Here is a 14,103-nt window from a genome sequence, read left to right as displayed (position 1 = left end):
ATCCAAACGTATTCATGTTGAAAATTGGAAGGAGTAAATAATTATGATGATTAATATAACTACAAGGAACATATAGTTAATTTCACCATAATCAGCCTCTTTCACATGTGTATCCTCTTTATATGGATTATAAAAAAGAACAAGTAATTATTATAACTATTGTGCAAAATTTGATATAATAAAAGAACGAACGTTCTGATTAGGGAGTGAGTACTATGCGAGAAATGTATCCGAAAAATGGTCGTGTAATTTTACATGTAGATATGAATTGCTTTTTCGCATCTGTTGAAATTGCTCATGATCCATCATTACAAGGAAAGCCATTAGCGGTTGCTGGAAATGAAAAAGAGAGAAAAGGAATTATCATAACATGTAGTTATGAGGCGAGAGAATACGGAATACGTACGACGATGCCCCTTTGGGAAGCGAAAAGGTTATGCCCGCAATTAGTTGTAAGGCGTCCTAATTTCACATTATATCGCGAAGCTTCATTTCAAATGTTTCAAGTCCTTTCCCGTTTTACAGAAAAGATACAACCAGTCTCAATAGATGAAGGATATTTAGATATTACAGATTGCTACGCACTTGGTTCTCCTCTTGAAATAGCAAAGATGATTCAACAAGCACTATTAACAGAGTTGCAGCTTCCGTGTAGTATTGGAATCGCTCCAAATCTTTTCCTAGCAAAGACCGCTTCAGATATGAAAAAACCACTTGGTATTACCGTGCTTCGAAAACGCGATATTCCAGAACTGATTTGGCCACGTCCAGTTGGAGCAATGCATGGAATTGGTGAGAAAACAGCTGAAAAATTAAATGATATTCATATACAGACAATTGAACAGTTGGCAAAGGGAGACGAGCATATCATTCGCGCTAAAATTGGCAAGCACGGTGTTGATTTGCAAAGGCGTGCAAAAGGTATGGATGATAGGGAAGTGGATCCGAGTCAAATGGGACAGCATAAAAGTGTCGGTAACTCGATGACTTTTTCAAAGGATATGGATGAAGAGAAAGAATTACTTGATATGTTAGAACGTTTATCAAAGTCAGTGAGTAAAAGGTTACAAAAGCGAACCCTTGTCAGCTATAATATTCAAATTATGATTAAATACCATGATAGACGAACAGTAACACGGAGTAAGCAATTGAAAAATGCGATTTGGGAAGAACGCGATATTTTTCAAGCAGCATCCCGTTTATGGAAGCAACATTGGGATGGTGATTCCGTTCGTTTACTAGGTGTTACAGCTACTGAAATAGAGTGGAAGACAGAATCGGTGAAACAATTAGATTTGTTTTCATTTGAAGAGGATGCAAAAAAAGAACCGCTACTTGCTGTCATTGATCAAATTAATGATAAGTATGGAACACTGCTTTTACAACGAGGTAGTCAACTACTACGTAAGCAAGAGAAGTCGTTTCAACAAAAGTTAGAAAATAAATTTATGTAGAAGGTGTCATGAAGTAGTAAAAATCATGACACCTTTCCTATTTAACTCGCTTCTAAATCTAAAGAAGTCTTCCATCCAGCTCCAGTAACGCCAGATTCTAATAGCATTCTACTTACTATTTTTTCAATTAAGATAGCTGCATTTGTCTTGCAATGTAATATAGCCTGTATACAAACTTTTTGATTAGAATCTACATCTTCACTATACAACTCTTTTAAACTGAGCCCTTCTGTACTTACCATATGCATAAGTAAAAAACGAATATGTGCTTCAGTTTCTTCTGAACAAGTAAGGGAAAGTAAGTAGTTCGTTTGTTCAGGTGATTCTTCTTTTGATTTTTTATTCATAAAAAGAGCAATTGGGCGAAGAAGTATATTTGCTAGTAACACGCCGGCTGCACCTAATATAGCTGCAACGAGGAAACCGGCGCCTGTAAGAGTACCGACAGCAGCTGCACACCATAAAGTAGCTGCCGTATTTAGCCCTCTAATACTAAAACCATCGCGGATAATAACGCCACCCCCTAAAAAACCAATGCCACTAACGACTTGAGCAGCAATGCGTGAGGGGCTAGCATCATGATCAAGCATGACGGATAATAAAACAAATATACAGGCACCAAGTGATACGAGAGCATTTGTCCGTAACCCAGCCATTCGATGTCTCCATTGTCTTTCCATTCCGATGCAAGCTCCTACAATAATTGCTATAACTAATCTGAATATAATGTCGTACCATACCATCATGGTCACCTCCATATATAAATATGTGTTATGTCTTTTAGAATGAGCGGGGAATACCCACTCATTCTTATTTTTACAACCAGCTATGAAACTTTTTAATATAAAGCTTTTTCAGGAATTGTGTTAAAAAAGCGTAGCCTAATAGTATTCCTACTAACCAAGGGAAGTAGCTAAGTGGCAATGCTTGTAAACCAACGGCTGCACCAAGTGGTGAGAATGGAATATAAATCCCGATTGCCATAATAAGAGCGGTTAATAAAACGACGGGTGTTGATGCAGTGCTTTGAATAAATGGAATCTTCTGTGTTCGTATCATGTGAACAATTAAAGTTTGAGTTAACAATCCAACCACAAACCAACCGGACTGGAATAATGATTGCTCGCTCGGTGTATTTGCGCCAAATACATTCCACATGACTACGTATGTGATAATATCAAATATGGAACTAATTGGGCCGATACAAATAATGAAGTTTCGTAAGTTTGCAGTATCCCATTTTCGGGGTTTTTCTAGAAACTCTTTATCCATTTTGTCCCATGGAATAGAAAGTTGTGAAATATCATAAAGTAAGTTTTGAATTAAAAGATGAATGGCAAGCATCGGTAAAAAAGGAATGAAAGCACTTGCTACTAACACGCTAAACACATTACCGAAGTTAGAGCTAGCTGTCATCTTAATATATTTTAAAATATTTCCGAATGTAGTACGTCCTTCTACAATCCCGGCTTCTAATATAGTTAAACTTTTTTCGAGTAGAATAATATCAGAAGCTTCTTTCGCAATATCAGTAGCAGTATCAACAGATATTCCGACATCAGCTTCACGTAATGCTACAGCATCGTTAATGCCGTCTCCCATGTAACCTACAGTGTGTCTGTTTCCTTGTAATGCGTGTATAATGCGAGATTTTTGCATTGGATTAAGCTTCGCAAATACAGTCGTTTCTTCAGCAAGTTTTGCTAATGCTTTATCTGGTAAAGAATCAATCTCGTAACCGAGGATTGGTTCGCCGATATCTAATCCAACTTCTTTACAAACTTTTCGTGTAACAATTTCGTTATCGCCAGTTAAAATTTTTACTTGTACACCATGCTTTTGTAATGCTTGAATTGCAGCTGCTGCAGATGGTTTCGGTGGATCTAAAAAGCCGATATATCCAGCGAGAATCATATCAGTTTCGTCTTTTACTGCGTACTCTTTATCATTTATGTTTCTATCTTTTTTATAAGCCACAGCAATAACCCGCATACCTTCACTATTCAATGTCTCGCTTAGTTTTTTGACATTTGAGCGTATTTCCTCAGTGAGTGTAACGATTTTTTTATCCACTTCAGTGTAGTTGCAAATTGATAAAATTTCTTCTACGGCACCTTTACAAACCATTGTATGTTCACCTGAAATATCTTTTACGATGACTGACATACGCCGGCGGGCGAAATCGAATGGAATTTCATCTAGCTTTTGAAAAGCTGATGGGTCAAATGTATTGTTTTCCTCTGTATGCTTAATAACAGCTTTATCTATTAAGTTTTTCAATCCAGTTTGATAGAAACTATTTAAATAGGCAAATTGCAAGACACGATTGCATTTATTTCCACTAGAATCTAAGTGACGAACAAGGACAACTTTATCTTCTGTTAAAGTTCCGGTTTTATCTGTACAAAGAATGTTCATAGCACCTAAGTTTTGAATAGAATTTAGCTGTTTTACAATTACTTTTTGTTTAGACATGTTAACGGCACCTTTAGCTAAATTAGCAGTTACAATCATTGGTAACATTTCAGGTGTAAGACCAACAGCCACGGCAATAGCGAAGAAGAAAGCTTCTTGCCAATCTCCTTTTGTGAATCCGTTAATGAGAAGGACAATAGGCGCCATAATAAGCATGAATGTAATTAAGAGCCAGCTTACTTTGTTTACACCTTTATCAAAGCTTGTTTCTACCCGCTTTCCGATTATCTTATTTGCTAAAGAGCCGAAATACGTATCAGTACTTGTTGAGATGACAACAGCTTTTGCGCTACCACTTACAATATTTGTTCCCATGAAGCAAAGGTTTTCCATATCGAGTGGATTGTAATTTTTTTTCATGTTTTTCGGTAAGATATGCTTATTTTCTGTATGGTAGCAGTTTTCGTATTTTTCTACAGGAAGTGCTTCCCCTGTTAAAGAAGATTGATTAACAAATAAATCTTTAGCGGATACAATACGCACATCGGCTGGAACGATATCACCTGCTGAAAGGGAAATAATATCGCCAGGTACAAGTTCCTCAATTGGAATTTCTGTTGTGTAATTTCGATTTAAATTCGTTACATTTTTTATTTCATGTACAAATCCATTTATTCTAAATACGCTCGCAGTTGTTCGAACCATAGCTTTTAATTTATCGGCAGCTTTTTGAGAACGAAATTCTTGGGAAAACCGAATCGTTGCACTAAGTAGGACCATTACAGATACGACAATTGTTCCTTGCATATCATCCGTGAAAAAGGAGAGTGCTCCAAGAGCTAATAAAACGAAAATAAATGGATTTTTAAATGCTAACAGAAGCTGAATGTACCACGGTGCCATTTTATTATGAGCTATTTCGTTCGGGCCATATAAAGAAAGTCTACGAGACGATTCTTGTTTAGATAATCCATCTTGAGATGTTTCTAAAAGTTTTAACGCAGAGCTTATATCTTGTGTTGCAACCTCCACTAATAATTCGTTATTTGTTTTCATGCTATCTTGCTCATAAGCATGCTTTGTTTCTTGTCTTTGTAAATTAAACATCGGTAGTTCCTCCTCTGTCATGAAGGAGGAAACAATCTGTTACCTAACTATTTGAAATGGTGAGGAACAGTTTCTTTCCTACCTACATGATGAAATATGAATGTAAAACGTATGGGTATCTGGGCCGAATCATCAATTGCCAACTGTTCCTCACCTCCGTACAATTTAGTAGTTTCTGAATATGCTATGTTTGTTTCATAGTAAGGTGCATATAGACGTAAAAAGACCTTTACTCAAAACGAGTAAAGGTCTGAATTCGCAGTTAAAAGAGTCCACAACAAAGACTGCTAGTAGACATAAATAAAAACAGTTTTTGTGTATGACAAAATACATGCACCTCTCCCTCGTTGAGTTTTAGCACTGTATAGCATAGGTACTGAAACCAGCTACGTTAAAAAAGGCCTTCATTCCGACCTTTCCTGTTGACCCATTGGCGTCTCTCGACATTTTTGGGCAGCAGCGTTTCTCTATACAGGAGCCTCACCTAACAGAGACCATATTCAATTACATGTTGAATGTTAGCACTGTAAAATCGTAGTGTCAATATCTTTTTTATCTGTGTTTTTAAAATATTAAATGGATTTATAATAGATATATGGGATGAAATACATGATATTAATTATAAATAATGTGGAAAATAAATATTTTTATAAAAGGGGAATTTGTAATGGTACCACAAAATTTTATTATAAATATTGAGAATCAAAAGTGGTTGTTTAATGAGCAGGAAGATTTATGTTCTCACGGGGAAATTTATTTAAATGTGGATGGAACGATTATTACACAAACAGGTATGGATGAGGAATGGGGAATAAGTGAATCAGCTTTAGCTCTGTTACGAACTTTAGATAAAGAATATATTTGTGATATTGAAAATGAAGAGGGGCTTATTTTGCATGGATGTGGCACTATGCTCATGTTAGGATGCCCAATTTCAATTCATTGGACTATAAACCATATAGGTGAAAATGTGGTTTTAAAGGATTTTGTCAAAGTTATTTCTACTGATCAAAAGGCTATATACTATGAAGGGCTTCATATAGAAGTAAATGAAAATGAATATAGAAAACAAATTCTTTCTTTTGCACTACAAGCAAAAGAATTATTCAATAAATCAAATGAAAAGATAATTTTAGATGAGTTTGATCAAAGTATGTATACAGACTTTTGGACGGAATATAATCATTTGCTAAATAAGTATAAATAAAAAAGCACTGTAACCAGTGCTTTTTTATTATAGATTACGAGATTGTAGGGTTTTCAAAAATAACAATCTCTGAACTGTTTGTAGTTGAAACGCGTTGGGCGTAATATGTTAAAGCTGAAGAAATATATGCTGGTAACGTATCATTTGTATGTGATGTTGTATATTCATGGATTAATTCCTTTAAAGTTGTCCATTCTAATTGTGCTGGGTGATCAGACACGAAAGAACTTACCCAGCGATCAAATGAAGATGAAAAATCAGTTTGTAAACGAAATACTTCTTTCATAATAAAACGCTCCCTTAAAATGTAGTATAATCATTTTAACACAAAACACGAACGATCGCTAAATTTTTTGAGTATAACGTTCGTGCTATATAGTTGTCTAGATGATTGGTTATGTAAATTCAATTTGCCATTTGAAATAACATTCCGTAAGATGAGAGATAGAGTATATTTAGAGCTGGAGGAAAGAAAGTGGAATTTGTATTTTTAGGAACTGGTGCAGGTGTTCCTTCAAAAGGAAGGAACGTTTCAGCAATTGCTTTACAATTGTTAGAAGAACGAGGACAAACTTGGTTATTTGATTGTGGCGAGGCCACGCAACATCAAATATTACATACATCTGTACGTCCGCGCCGCATTGAAAAAATATTTATTACGCATTTACATGGCGATCATATTTTTGGATTGCCTGGTTTATTAGGTAGCCGTTCATTTCAAGGAGGAACTACGCCTTTAACGGTGTATGGACCGAAAGGAATTAAACAATTTATTGAAGTGGCATTATCGGTAAGTACGACACATGTGAAATATCCACTTGAAGTTGTGGAGATAACAGAAGAAGGTACCGTATTTGAAGATAATGAATTTTATGTAGAAACGAAAAGATTGTCACACGGTATAGAATGTTTTGGATATCGTATTGTAGAGAAAGATATACAAGGTGCTCTTTTAGTTAATAAGTTGCTTGAGATGGGTGTGAAACCAGGTCCAATCTTTAAACGTTTAAAGGATGGAGAAGTAGTTGAATTAGAGGATGGCACGATATTAAATGGAAATGAGTTTATCGGCCCACCTCAAAAAGGAAGAATTATTACTATCTTAGGTGATACGCGATATTGCGAAGCGAGTAGGGAGCTTGCGCAAGATGCAGATGTACTTGTCCATGAAGCGACTTTCGCAGCAGAAGATGAGCAACAAGCGCATGATTATTTTCATTCCACATCTAAGCAAGCTGCGAGCATTGCACTTCAGGCAAATGCGAAGCGATTAATCTTAACTCACATTAGTTCTCGCTATCAAGGAGATACATATAAGGAATTATTGAAAGAGGCAAGAGAGTTGTTTGCTAATACAGAAATAGCGACAGATTTGAAATCATTCCCAGTAGAAAAATAATAATTTTGTAAAAAATGGTAACGATGGGTTACCATTTTTTTATGTCTAAAAAAATTTAAAAATAAAACTGTTATTATTTTATACTTATACTTGGATGATACAGAAAATTAGAATGGTTTGAATATATACGATAAAAATACGAAATAATGATTATTTAGAAAAACTGTTATATAAGTCAGATGACATACAAGTGATACAAATAGCAGGAATGGACTTTTATTCAGAACTTTTAAAATTCAACAAAAGTAAGCGTTTTATAAAAAACAAGCTATAATGAGGGCAGATTATAATTTATGATAAGTCACATGCTTTTTAGTTATTATCGTAACAAGTGAAGTTGACTAAACCATGAGAGAGTAACATGAGAATTATAATAGGAAAGATATCGCTTGTTTATGCTATCCTTGCAATGGCTTCTGTGTTAAACTTTGGATTGCTACCAGACTTTATTGTGGATTATCTTATATCATTTTTTAATGAAAATAATGCTAAGATTCTTATGTATTATTATAACTGGTATTATTTCAGGTTATATTGGATTACTTTTATTTAAAAATTATCCAATTCATACAGCAGAACAAATTCGTGGTACAACTGGAAAAGCGACAGATGTAGCAGGTTAATAGAATAGTAGAATAAATTTTTGCATAGAGGTTTAGGGGGAGTTATGATGAAGTATCGCTCAGTATTTGATATTATCGGTCCAGTTATGATTGGACCATCAAGTTCACATACAGCAGGCGCGGCAAGAATGGGGCAAGTTGCTCGCCAGCTGTTTCGTCATGAACCAGAAAGAGTAAGCATTTCGTTATATGGATCATTTGCAAAGACGTATCGAGGGCATGGTACGGATGTAGCACTAATCGGTGGAATATTAGGATTTGAAACAGATGACTTACGTATTCCAGAGGCGCTAGAAATAGCAAAAGAGCGCGGAATTGAAGTGGAATTCATTGAAGAAGATGCCAATGCACCTCACCCAAATACAGCGAAAATTCGTTTGTATAAAGGTGAAGAAGAAATTGAAGTTGTTGCTTGCTCAATTGGTGGCGGTAAAATTGAAGTTGTAGAATTAAACGGATTCGATCTTCAATTATCAGGCACAAGTCCAGCACTACTTATTGTAAATAACGATCGCTTTGGTGCTATTGCAGCAGTAGCTTCAATCCTTGCTACAAACGAGATTAACATTAGTACAATGAGTGTTTCTCGTAAAGAAAAAGGAAGAAGAGCGCTTATGGTTATTGAAACAGATGAATTATTAGCAGATGAAGTGATTGAAGAAATAAAAGCGCAACAAAATATTTGTCAAGTAACTATTATGGATTAATTGCAGGGGGGACACACCATGTTTCGGAACGCAGCGGAACTAGTGGCGCAAGCTAAAGAACAAAATGTAAAAATCGCAGAAATTATGATTCAATGTGAAATGGAAACAAGAAGTATTTCACGTGAAGAAGTAATTGCTGGTATGGAAAAGAACTTAGTCGTGATGGAACAAGCAGTAGAACGTGGTATTCGCGGCGTGAAATCACCAACTGGTTTAACTGGTGGAGATGCTGTAAAAGTTCAAGCGTATATGAAGAGTGGAAAAGGCTTATCTGGAGATACGATTTTGGATGCAGTAAGCAAAGCTGTTGCAACAAATGAAGTAAACGCAGCGATGGGAATTATTTGTGCAACACCAACAGCAGGGTCTGCTGGAACAGTGCCAGGTGTACTATTTGCGCTAAGAGAAAAATTGCAGCCTACACGTGAAGAAATGATTGAATTCTTATTTACAGCAGGAGCTTTCGGTATGGTTGTTGCGAATAATGCTTGTATTTCTGGTGCTGCAGGAGGATGCCAAGCTGAAGTTGGTTCAGCAAGTGGAATGGCGGCTGCAGCTGCAGTTGAGATGGCTGGTGGAACACAAGATCAAGCAGCTACAGCGATGGCAATTTCATTAAAGAACATGCTTGGTTTAGTGTGTGATCCTGTTGCAGGACTTGTAGAAGTACCTTGTGTAAAACGTAATGCAGCAGGAGCTGCAAATGCGATGATTTCAGCAGATTTAGCATTAGCTGGTGTAACGAGTACAATTCCATGTGATGAAGTAATTGAGGCAATGTTTAGAATCGGACAAACGATGCCAGTAGCACTTCGTGAAACAGCGGAAGGTGGACTTGCAGCAACGCCGACTGGTCGTCGCCTGCAAGAAGAGATTTTTGGGAAGAACAATAACTAAGTGTAATTATAGAAAAAGGAGCTCAAATAAACTTGAGCTCCTTTTTTTATTTTTCTTTTGTTAGTTGTTCTAATGTTTTTCCAAGATTATGTGATCGTTCCGTTGCCTGTGTAATACAAGAAATAAGTGCTTGTTGAAATTTATGTTCTTGTAATACTTCAATACCTGCTTCGGTAGTTCCGCCAGGAGAAGTAATTTCCTTTCGCAAAATAGAAGGGTGTTTGTCACTTGCTTTTAGCATTTCAGCAGCACCAATCATCGTTTGAAGAATAAGTGATTTTGCAACATCTTCTTTTAAACCAATTTTTTTTGCAGCTTCTTCCATAGCTTCCACTACGTAATAAATATAAGCAGGTCCACTTCCGGATAATGCAGTGACAGCATGCATATCTTCTTCCTCTACAACAGAGACGAGACCAATCGTTTCAAATAAAGATGTTGCAGTGCGAATATGTTCCGCTGTTGCATGTTTCGAAGGGGAGATAGCGGTAGCTGATTTTAAAATGGCTGCGGATGTATTTGGCATTGCACGAATAATTGGAACGTCTTTTTGAAGTAGTTTTCTAATTGAGTGAGTAGAAACACCTGCTAGTAATGAAATAATAAGCACGTTATTATTTATGTATTCTTTAAAAGGGATAAGCGCCTCTGCAACATCCTTTGGTTTCATTGCTAGAAAAAGAATATTTGCATCAGTAAGTAATTCTTTTTTATTATGAGTACCTTTGACACCGTATTTTTTATGTAGCTCTTGTAATCTTGTCTCGTTAGAACGATTACTTACAGTAATTTGTTCACCTTTAACAACATTTGCATGTAACAAGCCACCAATAATAGCTTCAGCAATAGAGCCTGCACCGAGAAAGGAAATGTTTTGAATAGACATGATGTTCCTCCTTTAATTTTGGTTAGAAATTCTTATAAATGTACATACATTCGTTTTTTTATAGGAAACACCTCTTTTTATCTGAAAATAATGACAAATATATATAGAAGTTGTAAACTGAAGAAGTATTCATTTTTGAACCGGAAAGAGACAGGGGGGCTAAGCATGACGGCGATTCACCGAATGGAGATTCCTGTACCATTTGCAGTGGAAACTGTGAATGTGTTTTTAGTTGAGGGGGAGACATTAACATTAATTGATACAGGGACGAATACAGAAGAGGCAAGAAATGCGTTAGAAAGTCAATTAGGTACATTAGGACATACGATAGAAGATATTGAAACAGTAGTCATTACGCATCATCATGCAGATCATTGTGGACTTTTAAATATATTTTCTGAGAAGACGAATATTATTGGACATCCTTGGAATGAGCCTTGGATCACACAAAATCCAGAGTTTTTAAAGCGGTATCATGAATTTTTTAGAGAGACGGCCTTACAGTTTGGTGTGCCAGTAGCATTTTTGAAAGACGAGTCGTTATTGACGACGAGGACACTTAAATATTCTTGTAATAGATCGTTAACGCATACTGTGAGAGAAGGAGATCGTATTAATTCTTTGCCTGGATTTACAGTGCTTGAAACACCAGGTCATGCTTCTACTCATATTTCTTTATATAGAGAATCTGATGGAATATTAATTGGTGGAGATGCTCTCATTAGTCATATTTCTTCGAATCCAATACTAGAACCACCATATGAAGGGCAAACAGAACGGGCACGCCCATTACTACAATATAATCAAACATTACAGCGTTTAAGCGAAATGAATATTTCACGCATTTTATCAGGGCATGGGGAAGATGTTCTAAATGTGAAACAACTTATTGAAACGAGATTACAAAAGCAAGAAACACGTGCTTTTAAAGTACTTGAGTTATTAAAGGAAAAACCAATGACAGCATTTGAAGTATGTGTAAAACTATTTCCGGTATTATATAAAGAACAATTACCACTTACTATTTCAGAAACGGTTGGACAATTGGACTATTTAGCATATAATCAACAAGTGATGATTGATGAGTCATCGCAACAATTGATTTATTATGCAAAGTAGGTGACAGCAATGACAGGACGTTTACAAAATAAAGTAATCGTCATTACAGGTGCTTCTAGTGGGATTGGTGAGCAAGTTGCAATGCAAGTTGCAGCACAGGGAGCGACTCCAGTATTAATGGCTCGAACAGAAGAGAAACTACAAGCGTTAGTAGACAAAATTAAAGAAACTTATAATACGCCTTGCTATTATTATGTATTAGATGTAAGTGAAGAGATGGAAGTACAGTCTGTTTTTTCAAAGGTATTACAAGAAGTGGGACGTATTGATATATTAGTAAACAATGCGGGATTTGGTATTTTTAAAACGTTTGAAGATGCGTCAATGGGTGAAGTAAAAGATATGTTCCAAGTAAATGTATTTGGATTAGTAGCATGTACGAAAGCGGTACTACCTTATATGGTAAACAAGAATGAAGGGCATATTATTAATATTGCTTCACTTGCTGGAAAAATTGCAACTCCGAAATCGAGTGCTTATGCAGCAACGAAACATGCCGTATTAGGATTTACGAATAGTTTACGCATGGAATTAGCGAATACAGATATTTATGTTACAGCAATTAATCCAGGTCCGATAGATACAAACTTTTTTGAAATAGCGGATCAATCTGGTACATATGTAAAGAATATGGGACGTTACATGTTAAAACCAACATACGTAGCAGAACAAATCGTAAAGTCGATGCACACGAAAAAACGTGAAGTAAACTTACCGAAGTGGATGGGAATTGGCCCGAAACTTTATGCTTTATTCCCAGGTTTATTTGAACGTGTAGCAGGTAAATCATTAAGTAAAAAATAGGAGATTTCCATATGGAAATCTCCTATTTTTTATTGTTTTCCAGTTACATAATCATAAACAATATCCTCAATTTCCTCGTATAAATCAATTTCAATATTTGAATGAGTCACCGTTTGAATATGTTTCACTAGCATTTCCTGATCTTCTTTTGATATTGGACTGCATTGATATTGTTGAAAACTTTTTATAATCATTTTCTCAATTAATTTTTCGTTCATATTTTTCCCCGCCTGTATGTACGTATGTATTGTTTTATTGTACTTGAAGTGAAATAAAAAAACTACTATGCACTATTTTTGTATAAAAATTCGGTTGAGTATATTATTTTTCTAATAAAATTAAGTTTTTTTAGATTTAAAAATTTATAAATATTTAATTGACTCTATAAATATACAATATTATAATCATACTTAATTTAAAGAATCGATATGAGGAGGAACTTATGAAAGTCGCAATTATTGGAGCCACTGGATATGGGGGCATTGAGTTAATTCGTTTATTAGAACAACATCCATATTTCTCGATAGCATCTCTCCATTCTTTTTCACAAGTTGGTGAGTGTATAACAAATGTATATCCGCATCTTCGAAATGTCCTTTTTCATACGTTACAAGAAATTGATGTGGAGACGATAGGAAAAGAAGCAGAAATCGTATTTCTAGCAACCCCAGCAGGAGTATCGGCGGAGTTAACTCCCAAGTTATTAGCAGAAGGTTTAAAAGTAATTGACCTATCTGGAGACTTTCGTATGATAGATCCTTCGTCATATGAACTGTGGTATAAAAGGCCAGCAGCGAAAGAAGAAATTCTTAGAAAAGCAGTGTATGGGTTAAGTGAATGGAAAAGGACTGGGATTCAAAAGGCAAATTTAATTGCAAACCCAGGATGTTTTGCTACAGCCACATTGCTAGCGATAGCGCCGTTAATACGTAGTAGCATGATTGAAGAAGATTCGATTATTATTGATGCGAAATCAGGGGTATCAGGAGCAGGAAAAACACCAACAACAATGACTCATTTTCCTGAGCTATACGATAATTTACATATCTATAAAGTAAACCAGCATCAGCACGTTCCAGAGATTGAGCAAATGCTTACAGAATGGAATAGTGAATCACAGCCAATTACATTTAGCACACATTTAATACCGATATCACGAGGAATTATGATTACACTTTATGCAAAAGTAAAACAAAAGATGGAAATAAAGCAACTTCAAAAATTGTATGAAGAAACGTATGAACAATCGCCTTTCATCCGAATTTGTACGCAAGGGAAATTTCCAAGTCCAAAAGAAGTGAGAGGCTCAAATTATTGTGATATTGGCATAGCTTACGATGAAAGAACTGAAAGAGTTACGGTCGTTTCTGTTATAGACAATATGATGAAAGGCGCGGCTGGGCAAGCGATTCAAAATGCAAACATAATAGCGGGACTAGAAGAGACAACAGGTTTACAACATATGCCGCTTTATGTATAAGGGGG

The 14,103-nt window shown here is 35.8% G+C and carries 14 protein-coding genes and 1 riboswitch; of the genes, 9 read left to right on the top strand and 5 right to left on the bottom strand.

Annotated features, from left to right (window positions below; all coding sequences use genetic code 11):
* The first annotated feature begins 215 nt into the window (after positions 1 to 215).
* Positions 216 to 1,454, top strand: coding sequence for a DNA polymerase IV (locus MHH27_RS21345; RefSeq protein WP_025118230.1), 1,239 nt, complete (start codon positions 216 to 218; stop codon positions 1,452 to 1,454).
* Positions 1,455 to 1,495: 41 nt separating this feature from the next.
* On the opposite strand, the gene MHH27_RS21340 is transcribed toward MHH27_RS21345, so the two are convergent.
* Together MHH27_RS21340 and mgtA are read right to left on the bottom strand one after the other, a co-directional pair.
* A complete protein-coding gene (locus MHH27_RS21340; RefSeq protein WP_000262339.1) occupies positions 1,496 to 2,197 on the bottom strand; it encodes an MgtC/SapB family protein in 702 nt (233 codons plus the stop codon).
* Positions 2,198 to 2,270: 73 nt separating this feature from the next.
* Entirely contained in the window at positions 2,271 to 4,976 is a 2,706-nt protein-coding gene (gene mgtA / locus MHH27_RS21335; protein ID WP_340944005.1) for a magnesium-translocating P-type ATPase, read from the bottom strand.
* Positions 4,977 to 5,307: 331 nt separating this feature from the next.
* Positions 5,308 to 5,475: riboswitch (M-box (ykoK) riboswitch) on the bottom strand.
* 168 nt (positions 5,476 to 5,643) lie between these two features.
* Between mgtA and MHH27_RS21330 the strand changes: the two genes are divergently transcribed.
* On the top strand, positions 5,644 to 6,183 hold the full coding sequence (locus MHH27_RS21330; protein ID WP_090977103.1) for a hypothetical protein: 540 nt from the start codon (positions 5,644 to 5,646) through the stop codon (positions 6,181 to 6,183).
* A 34-nt stretch (positions 6,184 to 6,217) separates the two neighbouring features.
* On the opposite strand, the gene MHH27_RS21325 is transcribed toward MHH27_RS21330, so the two are convergent.
* Complete coding sequence (locus MHH27_RS21325) at positions 6,218 to 6,469, bottom strand: DUF3932 family protein (RefSeq protein WP_000665709.1); 252 nt, start codon at positions 6,467 to 6,469, stop codon at positions 6,218 to 6,220.
* A gap of 189 nt (positions 6,470 to 6,658) precedes the next feature.
* Here MHH27_RS21325 and rnz point away from each other — a divergent pair, with 189 nt between their 5' ends.
* The 4 genes from rnz (at position 6,659) to sdaAA (ending at position 9,809) form a co-directional block, all read left to right on the top strand.
* Positions 6,659 to 7,582: a ribonuclease Z gene (gene rnz / locus MHH27_RS21320; RefSeq protein ID WP_090977105.1), complete on the top strand. Its 924-nt coding sequence runs from the start codon at positions 6,659 to 6,661 to the stop codon at positions 7,580 to 7,582.
* Positions 7,583 to 8,058: 476 nt separating this feature from the next.
* Positions 8,059 to 8,205, top strand: coding sequence for a hypothetical protein (locus MHH27_RS21315; protein ID WP_000699983.1), 147 nt, complete (start codon positions 8,059 to 8,061; stop codon positions 8,203 to 8,205).
* A 47-nt stretch (positions 8,206 to 8,252) separates the two neighbouring features.
* On the top strand, positions 8,253 to 8,912 hold the full coding sequence (gene sdaAB, locus MHH27_RS21310) for an L-serine ammonia-lyase, iron-sulfur-dependent subunit beta (RefSeq protein WP_000877449.1): 660 nt from the start codon (positions 8,253 to 8,255) through the stop codon (positions 8,910 to 8,912).
* 18 nt (positions 8,913 to 8,930) lie between these two features.
* Positions 8,931 to 9,809, top strand: a complete 879-nt coding sequence (gene sdaAA / locus MHH27_RS21305; protein ID WP_000489461.1) for an L-serine ammonia-lyase, iron-sulfur-dependent, subunit alpha — start codon at positions 8,931 to 8,933, stop codon at positions 9,807 to 9,809.
* 46 nt (positions 9,810 to 9,855) lie between these two features.
* Here sdaAA and proI read toward each other — a convergent pair whose 3' ends face one another.
* Positions 9,856 to 10,695, bottom strand: coding sequence for a pyrroline-5-carboxylate reductase ProI (gene proI, locus MHH27_RS21300; RefSeq protein WP_053563686.1), 840 nt, complete (start codon positions 10,693 to 10,695; stop codon positions 9,856 to 9,858).
* A 165-nt stretch (positions 10,696 to 10,860) separates the two neighbouring features.
* Between proI and MHH27_RS21295 the strand changes: the two genes are divergently transcribed.
* Both MHH27_RS21295 and MHH27_RS21290 read left to right on the top strand, forming a co-directional pair.
* Positions 10,861 to 11,814 carry an MBL fold metallo-hydrolase gene (locus MHH27_RS21295; RefSeq protein ID WP_000125135.1) on the top strand — a complete coding sequence of 318 codons (954 nt, stop codon included), beginning with the start codon at positions 10,861 to 10,863 and terminating at the stop codon, positions 11,812 to 11,814.
* A gap of 9 nt (positions 11,815 to 11,823) precedes the next feature.
* Positions 11,824 to 12,618 (top strand): SDR family NAD(P)-dependent oxidoreductase, encoded by a 795-nt coding sequence (locus MHH27_RS21290; RefSeq protein WP_000147794.1) that lies wholly within the window; start codon positions 11,824 to 11,826, stop codon positions 12,616 to 12,618.
* A gap of 29 nt (positions 12,619 to 12,647) precedes the next feature.
* Here MHH27_RS21290 and MHH27_RS21285 read toward each other — a convergent pair whose 3' ends face one another.
* A complete protein-coding gene (locus MHH27_RS21285) occupies positions 12,648 to 12,836 on the bottom strand; it encodes a YqzH family protein (RefSeq protein ID WP_001003222.1) in 189 nt (62 codons plus the stop codon).
* A 224-nt stretch (positions 12,837 to 13,060) separates the two neighbouring features.
* Here MHH27_RS21285 and argC point away from each other — a divergent pair, with 224 nt between their 5' ends.
* Positions 13,061 to 14,098, top strand: a complete 1,038-nt coding sequence (argC, locus tag MHH27_RS21280) for an N-acetyl-gamma-glutamyl-phosphate reductase (protein WP_340943998.1) — start codon at positions 13,061 to 13,063, stop codon at positions 14,096 to 14,098.
* The last annotated feature ends 5 nt before the right edge of the window (positions 14,099 to 14,103 follow it).

Source organism: Bacillus sp. FSL L8-0152, from assembly GCF_038006365.1.
GTDB classification, from domain to species: Bacteria; Bacillota; Bacilli; order Bacillales; family Bacillaceae_G; genus Bacillus_A; species Bacillus_A cereus.
The sequence above is the reverse complement of the archived record's forward strand: the minus strand, read 5'-3'. Positions and strand labels throughout refer to the sequence as shown.